At 63.8% G+C, this 17,900-nt stretch carries 11 protein-coding genes and 3 rRNA genes; 6 read left to right on the top strand and 8 right to left on the bottom strand.

The window, feature by feature from the left end; all coding sequences use genetic code 11:
* Positions 1 to 127 precede the first annotated feature (127 nt).
* The 4 genes from BSF38_RS28840 to BSF38_RS31040 form a co-directional block, all read right to left on the bottom strand.
* Positions 128 to 1,228: an ABC transporter permease gene (locus tag BSF38_RS28840; protein WP_237170670.1), complete on the bottom strand. Its 1,101-nt coding sequence runs from the start codon at positions 1,226 to 1,228 to the stop codon at positions 128 to 130.
* A gap of 76 nt (positions 1,229 to 1,304) precedes the next feature.
* Positions 1,305 to 2,771 carry a sugar ABC transporter ATP-binding protein gene (locus BSF38_RS28835; RefSeq protein WP_076350448.1) on the bottom strand — a complete coding sequence of 489 codons (1,467 nt, stop codon included), beginning with the start codon at positions 2,769 to 2,771 and terminating at the stop codon, positions 1,305 to 1,307.
* 28 nt (positions 2,772 to 2,799) lie between these two features.
* Positions 2,800 to 3,867: a substrate-binding domain-containing protein gene (locus BSF38_RS28830; RefSeq protein ID WP_076350447.1), complete on the bottom strand. Its 1,068-nt coding sequence runs from the start codon at positions 3,865 to 3,867 to the stop codon at positions 2,800 to 2,802.
* 254 nt (positions 3,868 to 4,121) lie between these two features.
* The gene (locus BSF38_RS31040) at positions 4,122 to 4,550 is read right to left on the bottom strand and encodes a hypothetical protein (protein ID WP_145952382.1); all 429 of its coding nucleotides are present in this window, start codon (positions 4,548 to 4,550) and stop codon (positions 4,122 to 4,124) included.
* A 134-nt stretch (positions 4,551 to 4,684) separates the two neighbouring features.
* Between BSF38_RS31040 and BSF38_RS28825 the strand changes: the two genes are divergently transcribed.
* The 3 genes from BSF38_RS28825 to rrf all read left to right on the top strand — a co-directional run bounded on the left by BSF38_RS28825 (position 4,685) and on the right by rrf (position 10,009).
* A 16S ribosomal RNA gene (locus BSF38_RS28825) occupies positions 4,685 to 6,205 on the top strand.
* Positions 6,206 to 6,922: 717 nt separating this feature from the next.
* Positions 6,923 to 9,724: ribosomal RNA gene (locus BSF38_RS28820) — 23S ribosomal RNA — on the top strand.
* Between the two features lie 176 nt (positions 9,725 to 9,900).
* Positions 9,901 to 10,009: ribosomal RNA gene (gene rrf, locus BSF38_RS28815) — 5S ribosomal RNA — on the top strand.
* The 16S, 23S and 5S rRNA genes sit together here, the layout of an rRNA operon.
* 109 nt (positions 10,010 to 10,118) lie before the next feature.
* On the opposite strand, the gene BSF38_RS28810 is transcribed toward rrf, so the two are convergent.
* The 3 genes from BSF38_RS28810 to BSF38_RS28800 all read right to left on the bottom strand — a co-directional run bounded on the left by BSF38_RS28810 (position 10,119) and on the right by BSF38_RS28800 (position 13,018).
* Positions 10,119 to 10,475 carry a hypothetical protein gene (locus tag BSF38_RS28810; RefSeq protein WP_076350446.1) on the bottom strand — a complete coding sequence of 119 codons (357 nt, stop codon included), beginning with the start codon at positions 10,473 to 10,475 and terminating at the stop codon, positions 10,119 to 10,121.
* A 139-nt stretch (positions 10,476 to 10,614) separates the two neighbouring features.
* Positions 10,615 to 11,319 (bottom strand): DUF72 domain-containing protein, encoded by a 705-nt coding sequence (locus tag BSF38_RS28805; RefSeq protein ID WP_076350445.1) that lies wholly within the window; start codon positions 11,317 to 11,319, stop codon positions 10,615 to 10,617.
* A gap of 7 nt (positions 11,320 to 11,326) precedes the next feature.
* A complete protein-coding gene (locus BSF38_RS28800; RefSeq protein WP_076350444.1) occupies positions 11,327 to 13,018 on the bottom strand; it encodes a tetratricopeptide repeat protein in 1,692 nt (563 codons plus the stop codon).
* 135 nt (positions 13,019 to 13,153) lie between these two features.
* Between BSF38_RS28800 and BSF38_RS28795 the strand changes: the two genes are divergently transcribed.
* On the top strand, positions 13,154 to 14,494 hold the full coding sequence (locus tag BSF38_RS28795) for a mitochondrial chaperone BCS1 (protein ID WP_076350443.1): 1,341 nt from the start codon (positions 13,154 to 13,156) through the stop codon (positions 14,492 to 14,494).
* Between the two features lie 10 nt (positions 14,495 to 14,504).
* Here BSF38_RS28795 and BSF38_RS28790 read toward each other — a convergent pair whose 3' ends face one another.
* Positions 14,505 to 15,635, bottom strand: a complete 1,131-nt coding sequence (locus BSF38_RS28790) for a radical SAM/SPASM domain-containing protein (RefSeq protein ID WP_076350442.1) — start codon at positions 15,633 to 15,635, stop codon at positions 14,505 to 14,507.
* A gap of 638 nt (positions 15,636 to 16,273) precedes the next feature.
* Here BSF38_RS28790 and BSF38_RS28785 point away from each other — a divergent pair.
* Entirely contained in the window at positions 16,274 to 16,930 is a 657-nt protein-coding gene (locus BSF38_RS28785; protein ID WP_076350441.1) for a leucine-rich repeat domain-containing protein, read from the top strand.
* 51 nt (positions 16,931 to 16,981) lie between these two features.
* Positions 16,982 to 17,881, top strand: a complete 900-nt coding sequence (locus BSF38_RS28780) for a lipase family protein (protein ID WP_210405659.1) — start codon at positions 16,982 to 16,984, stop codon at positions 17,879 to 17,881.
* Positions 17,882 to 17,900: the final 19 nt, after the last annotated feature.

Genomic DNA, 17,900 nt, shown 5'->3' with positions numbered 1-17,900 from the left:
CGGGATGTTCGGGCCGACGGCCGGCGCAGCCCCCGGCCCGGGCATGGTATGAGCGGGGGGATAGGCTGTCAATTCAAGCTTTGAGGCTGGGTCGGGATTGTCGCGGGAGAACCGGGCCGAGGGACGGTCAAACGGCGGTCGCCGACCGTCGGCGGAACTGGTCGAGGGTCACCGCGGCGACGATGATCAGGCCGATGATCACGTCCTGGGTGGCGTTGGGAATCCCCGCGTGGACGCAGCCGTTGTTGAGGACCGACATGATCAGGCAGCCGATCAGCGTGCCCAGAACGGTCCCCACGCCGCCGCTGAGGCTCCCGCCGCCGATCACCACCGCCGCGATGGTCTGGAGTTCGAGCCCTTCCGCGGTCGTCGGGTCGCCGGTTCCATTTAGATAGACGAACTGCAAGAGCCCGGCCAGCCCCGTCGCCAGCCCCCCCAGCGTGTAGACCGTCGTCTTGACCAGGGGGACGTTGATCCCGCACAGCCGCGCCGTGGCTTCATTGGAACCGACCGTGTAGATGTAACGCCCCAGGAGCGAATACCGCAGCATGAGCGCCAGAAGCAGGCTCAGAAACAGCAAGATCCAGACCCCGGGCGCGACCAGCAGCCACGAAGGAGTCGGCTCGGTCGCCATGATCCCCCGGAACCACCAGCTCTGCTCCTCCGCCGGAATGTAGATCACGGTGCTTCCGGCCAGCCATTTGGCCAGCCCTCGGAAGATCTTCAGGCCGCCCAGCGTGATGATGAACGGCACCACCCTCAGTCCGGTGATCACCGCGCCGGTGACGAACCCGCTCAGCCCGCCGACCAGCACGCCGCCGAGCATCGCCAGGGCCAGCGGCAACTTGAGCGTGAACAACGGCGTCCACTTCCACCCGAACGAGGGATCGCTGGGCAAGGGGAGCGAAACCGTCGCGCCGTTGACCAGCAAGGCGATGGTCACCGTCACCAAGGCGATGACCGAGCCGACCGACAGGTCGATCCCGCCCGCGATCATGATCGCCGTCATGCCGAGCGCGGCGATCCCGACGATCACCGTCTGAACGGCGATCGTTCGCCAGTTGTCGACCGTCAAGAACAAGCCGGAGTCGCGGGTCAACCAGGCGAAGAAGAGCGTGACCAGCACCAGACCCACGAACGGGCCGAAGACCGTCCAGACCCAGTTCAGGGTGCCTCGAAAAGCCCTGCCGTGTCGCATCGTGTTCGCAAGCCGAGCGTTCTCTGCCACGACCCGTTTCCCCCTCGTGACCGGCGCACCGGTCGCCGACGTCGTTCCGACCCATTGAAGTGAATTGAATTGCTGCTTATCCGCGCGTGGCGACTTCCATCACGCGATGCTCGTTCCATTCGGCGACCGGCCGGCAGTCGCTCAGCGCGCCTCGTCGCATCACGGCGATGCGGTCGCAAATTCCCAGCAGTTCGGGAAGGTACGAGCTGACCACGAGCACCGCCTTGCCCTCGGCCGCCAGCTCGCCGATCAGCCGGTAGATCTCGGACTTCGACCCCACGTCGATGCCGCGCGTCGGTTCGTCGAGCAACAGCACGTCGGCCCTTTGATGCAAGAGCCGGGCGATCGCCACTTTCTGCTGATTGCCCCCCGACAGCTCGCCGACACTCTGAAGCGGCGACCGCGCCTTGACCCGCAACCGCTCCATCCAGCCGCGCACCTCGTTCCGCCGCCGTCGCAGTCGCAAGAAACCCCAGGTCGTGTGCCGGCCCAGCGCCGAGCAAGTCAGATTTTCCTCGATCGGCAGGTTGAGCGCGAGCCCTTCTCCCTTGCGGTCCTCGCTCAAGAACCCCAGCCCTTGCTCGATCCGTTTCCCCGGCCGCGCGCCTCCTCCCGAGACCTTGTTGACGACGACCCGGCCCGAGACCACCGGATCGAGCCCGAAGACCGCGCGCAACAGCTCGGTGCGCCCCGCCCCGATCAGCCCGGCAATCCCCACGATCTCGCCGCGCCGCAAAACCAGGTCGGCCGGCTTCGTCGAGATCCGGGTCGCGACCTCCTTCAGATCCAGGATCGGCTCCCCCGCCTCGTGCGGCACGCGCGGGAACAGCTCGTCGAGATCGCGGCCCACCATGTGCGCGATGATCGACTCGATGCTCGTGTCGGCCAGGTCGCCGACCGCCACCGATCGACCGTCGCGAATCACCGTGTACGTCTGGGCGACGCGCCGCACTTCTTCAAGGAAATGGCTGATGTAAACGATCGCCAGACCGCGCCGCTTCAGCCGGTCGATGATCGCGAACAGTCGTTGGGCGTCGTGCTCGGTCAACGAGCTGGTCGGCTCGTCGAAAACCACCACGCGCGCGTTCGACACCAAGGCGCGAGCCACCTCGACAAGCTGCTGCGCCCCCACGCTGAGGTCGCGCACCTCGGTCTCGGGCTGAATCTCGGGATGATCGAGTAGCTCGAGCGCCTCGCGGACCAGCCGTCGGTGCTCGCCACGGCGGATCAGGCCGGCCCGCACCCGCTCTCTCCCGAGCATGATGTTGGCCTCGACGCTGAGATGAGGCGCCAGGGCCAGCTCCTGGTAAATCATCGCCACCCCCGCCTCCCGCGCCTCGCGCGGGCCCTTGGGGGCGTAAGGGACGCCGCCGAGCGACATCGTCCCGGAATCCGGCCGGTGGGCGCCGCTGAGGATCTTCATCAGCGTGCTCTTGCCCGCCCCGTTCTCGCCGATCAAGGCGTGGACCTCGCCCGCCCCGACGCGCAGCGAGACCCCGTCAAGCGCCCGGGTCGCCCCAAACGCCTTCACCACATTGCTCATTTCCAGTAGTGGCTGCGTTTCCGTCACCCTACCGCCGCTCCGTCAGCAGGCCGGCCGCTTCCAGAGCGCGCAGCATTCCCACCGTGCTGGTCTCGTTGGGAGCGAAGACGCCGTCGATCTTGCCCCGAAACCGCGTCACCAACGACTGCGATTTCAGTTGGGCCGACTCCTGCGTCGCCCCGGCGTACTCGGTGTCCGACAGGTACGTGATCTTGGGAAACTCCTTGGCGATCGTGTCGGTGAACCCCTTCTCACGCTGATCCGTGCTCTCGGAGCCCACCTGGTAACGAAGCAGGATGATCCGCCCCTCGCCCCCAAGAACCTCCCCGAGCCGCTTGGCCGCCAGAACGCCCCCGTTGTAATTGTCGGTGGCCACGTAACTGACCGTCTTCGTCGACTCCAACGCCGAATCGATGATCACCACGGAAATGCCCTTGTCGACCGCCGCCTCGACCGGCTGCTTGAGCGCCCGGGCGTCGAGCGGAGCCAGGACGATGCCGTCGACCCCCGCCGCGATCGCGCTCTGAACAAGCTGGATCTGCTGGACGCGGTCGTCTTCCTTCTGCGGCGCCTGCCAGATCACCTCGACGTTCCCAAGGTCTTGCGCCGCCTGAAGCGCCCCGGCGTGAACCGTCTTCCAGAACTCGTGCGTCGAGCCCTTCGGAATCATCATCACCCGCCACTTCTTCGATTTGCCGCCCGAAAGGCTTCCCGTCGTGTTGTCAACCTTGGGCGGATGCACTCGCTCGACGACCTGGGGATCGGTGAGGTTTTCCGGCGTCACCAGAAACTCGCCGGTCGGCACCCGCGCCTCGACCGGCTGCTTCTCAAGATGCTGGACCATCGTCTTGACCCCCAACATCCCCATCTTGAACGGACTCTGCAGAACGATCCCCTGGATCTTGCCCTGGCTCATCGCATTCAAGGCCGGCTCGCTGGCATCAAAGCCCACGAAGACCACCGGCCGCGTGGAGGCCCCCGCCAGAGACTTGGGGCCCGACGACTGGTCACCCCCCGAATTCGCCGGTCCGCCGCACCCGGCCGCCAGCAGCGCAATCGAGGCCGTACAGACAGCCCGCCAGGCTTGCCAGGTCATGGATCGTCTCCGTTTCGTAAATCAGGCACGACTCATAAGAAGCGACCGATATCGTATGGGCCCCTTTCAACCTCAGTCAAGCGCGTACCGGATTTCACGCCCCCCAAACCCATCCCCAAGAGCAAACAGAACTCCATTGCACTAATAAGGAACGCGCGTGCGCGGAGCACCCCTTCAGCTCGGGAAGAGCAGGGGGGGAGAGACAGGATTCGCACAGCAAAAGAGGGGGAGAAAGCGTGGCAATCATCGAAACGTCACAAAGTTCGCGAGATTATGAGAATGCCTAACCTACTGCCCTCACTGAGTTTGCGCGCTTGCCATGTGAGAACTTCGTGAAGAAGATTCGGTGGGTTGTTGACCTTCGCCGCCGTCCGGGTAATATATCCCTTGTCGCCAGTAAACGTCGCCTTGAACGACACGGCCGGCTGAGACGCTCGCAAGAGACGGCTCGACCGGCCGAAAACGTCGAGTGGACGGGGGCCGGAGACGCTCTTTGACAATCCGATTGATTGCAAGAATTCGTCAGCCAGACGAAAGCAAGAAGCAAGCCAGTCAGCCAGTGAACCTTTGAGGGGAGCCGGCGTGCGGACGGCACCGAAGGCGTCGTCGACCTCCAGGTCCTGGGGGTCGCCAAAGACGACGTCGGGACGGCCGCAAGGACCGGCGGCAAGAAGCTTCTTCAACGATCCGCCGCTCCTTCGGGGGCGGCGGCGAGCGGGGGAGGCGGGCTTGCCGCGACAGTAGAAATTTCCTCAATCCATTCGGATGGGGACCGGACTTCGGCGAAGCCCGCGAGGGCGAGTCGAGGGACGACCTAATCATGAAGGGTTTGATCCTGGCTCAGAATGAACGTTGGCGGCGTGGATTAGGCATGCAAGTCGAACGGGTCCGGCTTCGGCCGGGCCAGTGGCGGAAGGGTGAGTAAGGCGACGGCAACCAACCCCGAGGTTGGGTATAGCCGCGGGAAACTGCGGGTAATCCCCAGCGACGTGACGACGCCGGCATCGGCGTTTCACCAAAGGCTTCGGCCGCCTTGGGACGGGCCGTCGTGGTATTAGGTAGTTGGCGGGGTTACGGCCCACCAAGCCGATGATGCCTACCGGGCGTGCGAGCGTGGCCCGGCACACTGGGACTGAGACACTGCCCAGACTCTTACGGGAGGCTGCAGTCGAGAATCTTCGGCAATGGGCGCAAGCCTGACCGAGCGACGCCGCGTGGAGGATGAAGGCCTTCGGGTTGTAAACTCCTGTCGAGGGGGAGGAAGGGGCAACCTTGACCGATCCCTGGAGGAAGCACGGGCTAAGTTCGTGCCAGCAGCCGCGGTAAGACGAACCGTGCGAACGTTATTCGGAATCACTGGGCTTAAAGCGCGTGTAGGCGGATGGGTGCGTCGGCTTCTGAAAGCCCCCGGCTCAACCGGGGAAGTGGGGCCGAAACGACCCGTCTGGAGGGACGTAGGGGGATCTGGAACTTCCGGTGGAGCGGTGAAATGCGTTGAGATCGGAAGGAACGCCCGTGGCGAAAGCGAGATCCTGGACGTTTTCTGACGCTGAGACGCGAAAGCTAGGGGAGCAAACGGGATTAGATACCCCGGTAGTCCTAGCCGTAAACGATGAGCACTAGGTAGGGGGCTCGCCGATGGGCTCTCTGCCGTAGGGAAACCGTGAAGTGCTCCGCCTGGGGAGTATGGTCGCAAGGCTGAAACTCAAAGGAATTGACGGGGGCTCACACAAGCGGTGGAGCATGTGGCTTAATTCGAGGCTACGCGAAAAACCTTATCCTGGGCTTGACATGCAGGGATTAGCCGGCGGAAACGTCGGTGACGCCGCAAGGTGGAACCTGTGCAGGTGCTGCATGGCTGTCGTCAGCTCGTGCCGTGAGGTGTTGGGTTAAGTCCCCTAACGAGCGCAACCCCTGTGACTAGTTGCCAGCACGTAAAGGTGGGGACTCTAGTCAGACCGCCGGCGTCAAGCCGGAGGAAGGCGGGGACGACGTCAAGTCATCATGGCCCTTATGCCCAGGGCTGCACACGTGCTACAATGGGGCGGACAAAGCGTCGCCAGGCCGCAAGGCCGCGCTAATCGCAAAAACCGCTCCTCAGTTCGGATTGCGGGCTGCAACTCGCCCGCATGAAGCTGGAATCGCTAGTAATCGCGGATCAGCATTGCCGCGGTGAATGTGTTCCTGAGCCTTGTACACACCGCCCGTCAAGCCACCAAAGCGGGGGGCATCCGAAGTCGTCGGAGCCGAAAGGCAGGCGCCGAAGATGAAACCCGTGATGGGGACTAAGTCGTAACAAGGTAACCGTAGGGGAACCTGCGGTTGGATCACCTCCTTTCTAAGGATACTTAGAAAACCGACCTGGGACGTTCAATCCGGAAGTTGCCGCCAGGCCTCGTCCGCGACCGTCCCAAGGTCTCGTCGGCGCCGTTCCTCCCCGGAGGACCGCCGTGCGTACGCCTGCTCCCCCTGAAGGTTCACACCGAAAGAAACGCTTCTTGCTACAACGACGTCCGGGGCCGGGCTTTTCCAAGAGCCCGCCCCGGACGCCGTCTTCCCTCTTGCAATCGATCTCCGCGTCCGCCGGCCGCGGGGCGGGGCCGTCTCGTTCGGGACGACCTCGCCCCCTGGCCGGCACAAACGCCAGGAAAGGGACCGGCTCGGGCCGCGAGGCTTGATCCGTTCCCGTTGCTTTTTGACAATTCGGTGGTTGGTCATACACGAATCCAAGTTCGTGTCGCGAAAGCTCGTCTTCGGACGGGGGTTCGCGGCGACGGACGAGGGATTCACACTACATCCCCGCGGAAGTCTCATGACGCGAGTTGTGACGCTTTCGCGATCAGGGGTAGTGGCATACTCCACAACACAGTTTCACGCCGCATCGACGAGACGTCGACGCGGCGACAGAATGATACGAACCCTTTAGGAATTGGAAAGTCAGGGCCCGAGAGCGGTCGCCGCGTCGCGAGACGCCGGGATCGCACGCCTCGGGGCCCGCAAGCAGCCCGCAGGTCGGCACCGCGGTCTTCCCAGACGGCGGAGGCCCGATCGGCGTGGTCAAGCTCCTAAGGGCGCGGGGGGAATGCCTAGGCGTCATCAGCAATTCGAGCGTGGAAGGCTGCGATATGTCCGGGGGAGCTGCCCAACGAGCGTCGATCCCGGAATCCTCGAGGAAAACCCAGGGAACTGAAACATCTCAGTACCTGGAGGAGAAGAAATCAACCGAGACTCCCTCAGTAGCGGCGAGCGAACGGGGACCAGCCCAAACCGAGTGGGTCACCACTCGGGGTCGTGGGACCGGAGCCATGGAACGAGTCGAAGCGAGCCGAAGCCGTTTGGAAAATCGCACCAGAGCGGGTGACAGTCCCGTAGGCGAAGCGACGACTCTCCTATCCGGCACCCAAGTAGGGTCGGGCACGGGAAACCCGGCCTGAATTCGCGGGGACCATCCCGCAAGGCTAAGTACTCGATGACGACCGATAGCGAACCCAGTAGGGCGACCGAACGGTGGGAAGAACCCCGATCAGGGGAGGAGACTGAACCTGAAACCCCGCGCCTACAAGCGGTGGGAGGGCGTTGGCGCAAGCCAGCCTGACCGCGTGCCTTTTGCATAATGATCCGGCGAGTTACCGTGTCCGGCCAGGTTAACCCCTTCAGGGGGGGAGCCGTAGGGAAACCGAGTCTGAACAGGGCGTCAGAGTCGGGCGTGGTAGACGCGAAACCAGGTGAACTACCCATGGGCAGGTTGAAGCGGCCCTAACCGGCCGTGGAGGACCGAACCCACCAGTGTTGAAAAACTGGGGGAGGACCCGTGGGGAGGAGTGAAAGTCTAATCAAACCTGGAGATAGCTCGTTCTCTCCGAAATGGCTTTAGGGCCAGCCTCGGGACGTAGCGTGCGGGGGTAGAGCGACGGAATCCGACTGGGGGCCTTCCCGGCTACCCATCGGAACCCAACTCCGAATACCGCACGCCGGACCCCGGGAGTCAGAGTGTGGGGGATAAGCTTCATGCTCGAGAGGGAAACAACCCAGACCGCCGACCAAGGCCCCTAAAGCGACGCTCAGTGGTAAAGGAAGTGGGATCGCGGTGACAGCCGGGATGTTGGCTTAGAAGCAGCCACCATTTCAAAAGTGCGTAACAGCTTACCGGTCGAGCCATCCCGCGCCGAAAATGACGGGGACTAAGCGTCGTGCCGCAGTCGCGGATTCGCAAGAATGGTAGGAGAGCGTCGACGTCAGCAGTGAAGCGGCACGGGTAACGAGCCGTGGAGCGGCGTCGAGTGCGCATGCCGGAACGAGTAACGATAAGACGGGTGGGAAGCCCGTCCGCCGAAAGCACAAGGTTTCCTGGGGAAGGTCAATCCGCCCAGGGTCAGCCGGGACCTAAGACGAGGCCCAAGGGCGTAGTCGATGGACAGACGGTTAATATTCCGTCGCCCGAGCGGGAAGGTTGAACGAGGGAGGACGCCGGGAACAGAGAGGTCGGGGCGCTAGAAACCCCCGTGCCGCAAGGCCGACAGCTTGATCTGGAAGCCTCTGGAAGTCTCGGCCGCGAAAAGCCCCCTCGGGACGACCCGCCGGCCCGTACCGCAATCCGACACAGGTGTGCTAGGTGAGCATCCGAAGGCGTTCGGGAGAACCCTCGTGAAGGAACTCGGCAAAATGACCCCGTACCTTCGGTACAAGGGGTGCTCCCTCGCAAGGGGGAGCCGCAGAGAATCGGCTCTAGCGACTGTTTATCAAAAACACAGGACTCTGCTAATTCGCAAGAAGACGTATAGAGTCTGACGCCTGCTCGGTGTCGGTAGGTTGAGGAAGCCAGTCAGCGCAAGCGAAGCCGGCGACCGAAGCCCCGATAAACGGCGGCCGTAACTATGACGGTCCTAAGGTAGCGAAGTTCCTTGTCGGGTAAGTTCCGACCTGCATGAATGGCGTAACGACTGGAGCACTGTCTCCACGAGGGACCCGGTGAAACTGTAGTCGTGGTGAAGATGCCACGTACCCGCGGTTAGACGGAAAGACCCCGTGAACCTTTACTGCAGGTTGGCACTGGTCCAATGCTCGTTCTGTGTAGGATAGGTGGGAGGCTTCGACCCGGCGGCGCCAGCCGTCGGCGAGCCACTGGTGAAATACCACCCTGAATGATCGTTGGCCCTCACCGACGCGTAGCCCGCGTCGGGACCGTGCTCATCGGGCAGTTTGACTGGGGCGGTCTCCTCCCAAAGAGTAACGGAGGAGCGCCATGGTACCCTCGGCCCGGTCGGCAATCGGGCAACACGAGCGCAAACGTACAAGGGTGCCTGACTGCGAGACGTATGCGTCGAGCAGAGACGAAAGTCGGCGTTAGTGATCCGGCGGTGCTGGATGGAAAGGCCGTCGCTCAACAGATAAAAGGTACTCCGGGGATAACAGGCTGATCTCCCCCGAGCGTCCCTAGCGGCGGGGAGGTTTGGCACCTCGATGTCGGCTCATCGCATCCTGGGGCTGGAGAAGGTCCCAAGGGTTTGGCTGTTCGCCAATGAAAGCGGTACGCGAGCTGGGTTCAGACCGTCGTGAGACAGGTCGGTCCCTATCTGCCGTGGGCGTAGGAAACTTGAGGAGAGTCTCCCCTAGTACGAGAGGATTGGGGAGGACCGACCTCTGGTGTACCGGCTGTCCTGCTAAGGGCACCGCCGGGTAGCTAGGTCGGGACAGGATAAGCGCTGAAGGCATCTAAGCGCGAAGCCCCCTCCGAGATGAGGTTTCCAGCAGGATTTCCTGCGTAGGCTCCTGGAAGACGACCAGGTCGATAGGCCGGACGTGCACGACGAGCGATCGTCTCAGCCGACCGGTCCTAACAGCCAAGCGGCTTGACCACCCCGATCGGCCCTCTTCTCCGAAGAGCGGACCCGAACCGGTGTGGCTGCAAGACAGTGACTCGCCGATCCCGAAAAGGGTCGTGCTGTGGAGTCGCCCCTCCCCTGAACACGCGTAGTGCGTACGACCGACCGACCGAACCACGACCGGCGGACCTCACCGTCCGCCGGCCGTTTTTCCGGCGACCATACCGACGGGGCCACACCCGTTCCCATTCCGAACACGGCCGTTAAGCCCGTCGGGCCTATGATAGTGCTTTCAGCGCGAAAGTCGGTCATCGCCGGAATCCTCCACCCCAGCCGCCCCCGATCGTCCTGATCGCGGGCGGCTGTTTTCATGCGCGCCGCTCGACGCCGGGGCCGCGCGTCGGGATGGATGGCGATTTGTCATTTCTCTCAAACGTAAATGCCGTCAGGCTGGATCGAGAACGATTCATACTGCTCGGAGCTGTCGAAAATGGTCAGCGCACAACCATTCTCGAAGTGAAGCGTGAATGAGCTTGGTGAGTCGACGGCGTAACGAAGAACTGGTGAGTTGATGATCTTGTGGACGCAATAGCTGGTTCTTGAGTCGTGCTCCTTCGCCCGATCGATCGTCGTCCCGGTTGCGTCAAGCACCTTCCAGTCGCCTTCAACCAGGATCTCGCCGGCACTCGGAAACGCGAACTGGATTTCAGAGCCTCCGATTCTGATCTGGCTGCATTCTTTCCCGAGGAAACGGGCCAGCGGTAGGTCGGGAGGTACCCCATACATCACAAGACTCCGATCTCGCGACTGTTTTCAAGGGAGCACTGGCTTGCGCGCCCAGTCCTTGAGCGGGATCGCGATTGATTTCCCGCGAGCGTTGAGGTTGGATTCCGTATCGTGAGCCCGGACGCTCGTGGAGTGAAGCCTACGCGTACGCGGCCAACTCCAGATATCGCTCCGCCATCCGTGGCCCTTTGCCTTCATTCTCGTGTTTGAAGAACACGAACGCATCCTCCCAGTCTTGTTCCCGCACCCGCTTCGCCCATTCCTTGAGTTCCGCGTCGCCGTAGTCGGGCCGCCGCAACCGCAGGTAGCCCCAATCCGTGGTCGCCACAAAGGGAACTTCAAAGTTGACTTCGGCGTCGGCGATGCATAACGCTGCGCGGTGATCGCGTAGCAGTCCGAAGACCTCGTCGTCGAACCACGATGGATGGCGGAACTCGAACGCCGCGCGGAGCGGCGATGGCAGCAGCGCGAGAAACGTTCGCAAAAGTGCCACATCCTTTTTCGATGTCGGCGGTAATTGGAATAGCAACGGCCCCCGACGCTCTGTCAAAGCTCCGGACACTTCAAGCAATTGCGACACCAACTCGCCTATGTCTTTGAGCTTCCGCATATGCGTGATCTGCTTCGGCGCCTTGAGCACGAACTTGAAATCGGCGGGAACCGCCTGCGCCCATCCTTCCAGGATCGGAACTTTGGGCATGCCGAAGAATGTGCTATTGATCTCGACGGTACGAAAGCGCTCGCCGTAGAAATGGAGCATCTGCCGAACCGGCAAGTCCTTGGGATAGAACGTGCCCTTCCATTCCTTGTAGGAATAGCCACTGGTGCCGACGTAGAGACCCATTTTTCGTTCACTTGATGAGAAGGTTGAGATCCCTGATGGACGAGGGCTGAGTCGAAGGGCGACCAATCGAGGGCGAGCCGCTTCCTCGGCTCCGTCTCACAGACCGGGGCAGGGCGGTGTAACAAATGTAAGGCGAGACGCCCAGCCCATGTTCCGGACTACGGTCTCGGGGCAGCCTCTCACGACTCGCCTTGCTGTTGGTCACGCGACTGTTCCTCTCATCGGACGGCCGGTCGTCGACGCCAGCGGGCGAGGCGCAGTCGGACCTGGCCCGGATTGCCTTGGCTCGGGTTTCCATGGTCTGGGCTTCGGCGTTGCGTCCCACCTTGCGGAGGAACGCCGCGTAGTTGTCAAGCAATTCGGCGGTCTGGCGATCGTCGCCGGAAGGATGTTCATCGCGAAGGGCGAGGGCGCGCCGGAAGGTGGCTTCCGCTTCGTCGTTCGAGCCGCGCTGGGAGTCGATCCGGGCGAGCACGTCGAACGCCCGGGCGACCTCGGTCGGAAGGTTGGTCGACTCCAGAATCACGAGCGAACTGCGGGCGAGCGGCTCAGCCTCCGCGTATCGGCCCTGCTTCACGTAGAATCGCGACAGCTCGATCAGGCTGATCGCGATCTCCGGATGTTCCGGCCTCCACTGCTTCTCTCGAATGGCCAGGGCGCGTTTGAGTAGCGCTTCGGCCTCGTCGTTCCGGCCCTGGGACGAACGGATGGACGCGAGGCGGACGAGTGGCCAGGCCAGCGCGGGGCAGTCCGGGCCGAGCGTCTTCTCGAAGGACTCGATCGCCGGTTCGTACAGGGCCTCGGCCTCAGTCGTCCGCCCTTGATCGCGAAGCGTGGCTGCCAGGTTGCAGCGGCAGGCCGTAACATCGGGGTGGTCCGGCCCCTGGATCTCTGCGCGGACGGCCAGCGCTCGTTCGGCGTGCTCTCTCGCACTGGCGCATCGCCCCCGGGCGCTATCAACTGCCGCGAGCGCTCCGAGACACAATGCCAGGTTCAGCCGGGCCTCGCCGGTCGCTTTTTCCCAGGTCGCCAGGGCCCGCCTGGCGAGGTGGTCGGCCTCGTCGAGCCGGTCTTGCCTGATGAGGAACCAGGCCAGGCCGTGGAGTGATTTCGCGGTCGGCTCGGCGTCGGCTGGCAGGGCGCGCTCCAGGATCGCCAGCCCGCGGCGCGCCTGTCGCTCGGCCTCGGTATAGCGTCCCTCGTTCCAATAGATCCAGGCCAGATCGTTGAGCGACTGGGCGACCTCGGAGTGGTCGGGGCCGAGGGCGTTTTCGCGGATCGTCAGGGCGCGTCGAAAGAGGGGGGCGGCTTCCGCGTCCTTGGCCTGTCGACCATAGGCCGTCGCCAGGCCGCTCAGGCAGTCGGCGACCTCGGGATGGTCGTGGCCCAGGCGTTTCTCGGCGACGTCCAAGGCGCGATGGAACAGCGACGCGGCCTCGTCATCCTTGCTCAACGCCACATACAAATAACCGAGGCCGGCCAGCGACCGCGCCCGGCGGAGGCCGTGCGCGCCGAACCAGCTCGCCGCGGTGAGTGACTCCGTGAATTGTTCTTCCGAAACGGCGTAGCGCGACTCGGCCAACGCCGCGCGCCCGGCGTCGTAGGCCGTTCGCCAGCGTTGGTCCTGGACGTAGATGAAGAAGACGCACGCCGCCACGACGAGGAATGCCGCGAGCAGAATAGCCTTGAGCAGCTTCATGACCGATGCGTCCCTCGGCTGATGGATTTCGGGTTGAAATCGTGTGAACCCGGCTACTATTTCCAGTGACCATGTTACTGGACTTTTGGCCGTCGATGCTCCGACGATTTCAACACGGGATGATGATCCACGACCATGCTTGAGATGCTCAATCAGAACCCGTTCTTCTCAGGGGGCCTTTCCCTGATGGTCGTCGGGTCGGCGGCGGCGCTGTTGCGGCACTTGCCGGCCCAGATCTGGTCGTTCCTCCAGCGTCGGTTCTCGATCACGATCGAGATCCCGGACCGCGACCCGGCGTTTCGATGGCTTCAGGTGTGGCTGGCGTCGCAGCCGTACGCGCATCGCGCCCGCGATCTGAGCCTGGCGACGACCTGGGTGCCCGTCGACGCCGATTCCGAGACGGCCGTGGTTTTCGACCCCGACGAAGGGGGCTCGAAGAGCGGAGCGTCGCGGGTGAAATTCTTGCTGTCGCCCGCGCCGGGGACGCACTGGATGGTCTATCAGAACCGGCTCGTGGTGCTGAATCGGAGCCGCCGCGACTTGCAGAACGGCAACGCGCGGACGTTTCAGGAGACGCTTTCGCTGCAAGTTCTGGGAGGCTCGCGCGGCCTGATCGAGCAGTTGCTCGGCGATGCGCAGCAGCTCGCGTGTCCCCGGGTTCCCGGCGTGAGCATCCTGACGACCCGGTACGAGTCGTGGGAAACGACGTCGTGGCAGCCTCGGCGGCCGCTCCGGTCGCTGGTCCTGGCCGATGGAGTTTTCGAGGACGTCCTCGAAGACCTGCGCGAGTTCTACGGCTCGCGGACGTGGTACACCGAGCGCGGGGTGCCGTATCGTCGCGGGTATTTGCTGCACGGACCTCCGGGCAACGGCAAGACGACGCTGGTCCTGGCGGCGGCCGGCGAGCTGAACCTGTCGGTCGCCGTGCTGAGCCTGAGCAACCGCTTACTGAGCGACGACGCGTTGCGGACGTTGGTCGACGCGTTGCCGCCGGCCACGGTCCTGTTGATCGAGGACGTCGACTGCGTGTTCAAGACCGAGCGGACGACCACCGACCAGACGGGGGTGACGCTCAGCGGCCTGCTCAACGCCCTGGACGGCGTCAGCTCGCGCGAGGGGCGGATCTTGTTCCTGACCACGAACCATCCCGAGCGACTCGACGCGGCGCTGGTCCGTCCCGGGCGCGTGGACAAGAAGATCGAGCTGGCCAACGCGACTCGGAGCCAGGCGAAGCGGCTGTACGGCTGGTTCTACCAGGGCTGCGGCCTGACTGACGACCGGCTCGACGAGTTGGCCGAGCGGTTCGCCGCCCAGGTCGCCGAGGGTAAGGTCTGCATGGCGGCCGTCCAGGAACATCTGCTGCGCCATCGCGGAGCGCCCGAAGCCGCCGCCCACGAGGTCGACTTCGGCGACGTCGCGCCGGCTTCGTCGGCCAACGGCAAGCCGACGGCCGCGCTCTTGGAGTCGTCGGCGTGATGATCGGAAGTCACGCGGGGAGGCCCGCCGGTTTGGCGGTCGTCGTCGGGCCGTCGTCATGGTTGGCCTTGCCTGCGAACACCATCAAGCCGCGTTTGATCGTGTGGACGATCGGCTTGGAGGAGAGGCAGCCGTAGGGGCAACCACGGTCGCAGGCGACGGTTCGTCGTCGGACCTCCCGGGCCGCCGCCTCGGTCCAGATCTCGCGGGCCGACTGGCGCGTCAGGTCGCCCAAGGGGAGGTGGGCGAAACAACTGGTCACGGCGCCTCGCGGATTGATCGAGAAGACCCGAAGGCCGATCCGACACACGCCGACCTCAGAGGCGACCTTCCGACGCCGGAAGTGGTCCGGCATGCTCAGCAACCTGTGCTCCGACGTCTCGATCGGCAGGCCGTCGGCCTTCATGCGAAGCAACTCGGTGACGATGGACTCCAGCTCGACTGTTTCCTCGGGCGAGAGCCACAACTCGGCCTTCGATTCGTCGGTCCACTCACGATTCGGTTCGATGTCGATCGACGTCGCCCCTTGATCGACGGCCCAGTTCACAAGGTCCGGCATCGCGCGGAAATTCACGGAATTCAGGGTCGGCTTGATCCGGATCGGAAACGACGCTCCGGCCTCGCGACGCGCCCGGCGCAGGTTGCGGATTCCGGCCTCGATCGCTTCCAGCGAGCCCGGGACGCCCCGGAGCCGGTCGTGAATCTCGGGCGTCGGGCCGTCGACCGAGATCTCGACCTTCATGGGAAGCGCCGATACGAATCGAGCGACGATGCGATCGTTCGTAAACGCCGAGCCATTGGTGATGACGCCGAAATCGATCGCCTCGGCGCGGCAGAACTCGAGAAGGTCCAGGAAGCCCTTCTTCACGAAGGGCTCGCCGCCGGCGAACTGAATTCGATAGCGACCGATGAACTCCTTGACGCTGGCCAGCCCGTTCTTCCACTGCTCGATCGACATCTCCGGGCCGTGGGATTCTCGCCAGCAGCCGCAGTGCAGGCACTTGTAGTTGCAACGAGTCGTCAGCGAGGCCCTCACCTCCGTGGGCCGAGTGAGGTCGACGCCGCTCTTGATGTAGATCGTCTCGAAGAAATGCGAGGATAGCTGCTGCATTCCCAGTCGGCCGATCAACGCGAGGTCCATGACTCTCCTCCCGTGGAGACTCGAATGAAGATGAAGGCGAACCGCCGGTGGAAGCCACGGTGAGCAAGCGAAGGCCGACGCCGCCGAGTCGATCGATCCCCGGCCTGGTCATTAGGAGTGTCGTTCCGCGTCGACGCAAGCCGAAAAAAATCAACACTGTAGATATGCTTAATTGTGCGTTTCGGTCTGGTAATGCCGAGGACTTCGCCGAGGCGCGACGAACGTCGATTTGAACATGGCTATACGAGGCGATCCTCGTAACCGCCTCCTTCGCGCTCGAGAGTCGCGGCGCGTCCGGTCCGGTTCATCGCCGTCGGCCTTCGGGCCGTCCGGGGCCGAACACCTTTCGGGACGTCGTCAGGCCGTGCGTCTGGCTACTTCAAGCGCGTTCGGTCGAACGGCCGATCCTGCCTAGTTACAAGAGAATGCGATCGTCGGGATGCGTTTCGGGACGAAGCGTCGCAAAAAACGGATTTCGTCGATGGTGAGAAAAATCGACGCGACGGAGCCGAACGGGGGGCGGATTGCAAAGCCGCAGAGTTCTCGCTCGTCGCGGCGTAACTGGCTAAGATAGCGAAGTCCGACGCGGGGGACGGTCCCCGCTTCGACTGTTCCGATCGTCCGGGAACCGCGTCGCAATGATCGAGCAATACGGCGTCTATATCGAGCTGGCGGGCGTGGCCTTGATGGTGATCGGCTGGCTCTGGATGGCGGCCCGCGCGTTCCGACATCGGATTGGGTGGGGGCTGGCCGTTTTGATTCCGCCCGTGGCACCGTTCTACGGCCTCTGGCGGGGCAGGCCGGCTCGCTGGCCCTTGATCGTGCTCGTCCTGGGTCTGGTCGTGACCGCCGCGCCCCCGGTTTATAGCCTGCTCGCGCCGATCGACCTGGGGCCTCGCGATAGGATAGTCGCCGGCGAGCGGCACCTCACGCTGACCGGCTGGGATCGCAAAGATTACTCGGCGCTGGCCCAGCGGCCGGACGTCGTGGTGCTCCAGATGGCCAATCCCGACGTGACCGACGAGACCCTGACATACCTCAAGGGCCTCGACCGATTGAAAGAGCTGGACCTCGACAACACGAAGATCACCGACGAGGGGCTGAAGATCCTCAAGGACCTGCCCGCGCTCGCGATCTTGCGGCTCAAGAATACGAAAATCACCGACGCCGGCTTTACCGCTTCGCTCGCCGCCAAGGAGTCGCTGCAACGGCTTGACCTGACCGGCACGCGAGTCGATCGTGAGACGGTGGAGACGTGGCGCAAGGCCAAGGCCGGACGTCGGGCGATGCAGTGAAGTGACGGGAAGCGGGAACTCTGGATCTTGTCTTGATCGAGGATGAAAACGGTGCCTACCAAGCTCGACGTCTCGGCCCACGGCAGTCCGAGAAACGGCCTCTTGCTCGCCGAGGCCTGCTCGCTGGCCTATTACGACGAGCCCGAGGGGGCCAAGGGGTTCCTTGAGGACCTCGGCCTCGACGCCCGGCTGATCAGCGTGAGCAACACCCAGGTCTACGTCGCGCAGAGCGACGAGGTGGTGCTGGTCGCGTTTCGAGGTTCGCAGTCGCCGACGAGCCTTGACGGGCTCAAGGACTGGCTGTTGACCAACGCCAACAACTACCTGATCCTGCCGGAAGGCCGGTTCGGCACCGATTTCGCCGCCGCCGGGGTGGGCGCCCGGTTCCACCGGGGGTTCATGGAAGCGCTCGATGACATCTGGGCGCCGCTGTTCAGCGCGGTGGACGAAGCGATGCAGAAGGCCGAGCGGCCGCTCTGGATCACTGGCCACAGCCTGGGAGGCGCGCTCGCTCTGCTGTCGGCCTGGCGGTTCCAGCGGAATTTCATCAAGGTCGACGAGATTGTCACGTTCGGGGCGCCGATGATCGGCAACCAGACGGCCGCCGACGCGTTCGAGAGGGAGTTCGCGGCGAAGATCTCGCGGTACGTCAACTTTGAAGACCCGGTGCCGCTTTTGCCCTCGGTCAGCCTGCTGGCCAACACCTACGTCCACTGTCCGACCGAGGTCGCGCTCACCCCCGCGCAGGCCGCGGCGTCGGCCCTCGACGCGCTCAAGCAGAAGGCGGGGGCGGCGGCCGACAGCGTCATGAACGCCAGCCTTGTCGAAGACGTCTGGGGCGCCGTCCAGGAGCGGATCTCCGCCCACTTCATCGGCCATTACCTCGACCGCGTGAAGTCCAAGATCGCCGAGCTGGCTTCGTCGTCGGACGACCCGTCGGCCGCTTCGTAAGTGCATTCGAGAAGCGCCG

The organism is Paludisphaera borealis (genome assembly GCF_001956985.1).
Lineage (GTDB): Bacteria > Planctomycetota > Planctomycetia > Isosphaerales > Isosphaeraceae > Paludisphaera > Paludisphaera borealis.
The sequence above is the reverse complement of the archived record's forward strand: the minus strand, read 5'-3'. Positions and strand labels throughout refer to the sequence as shown.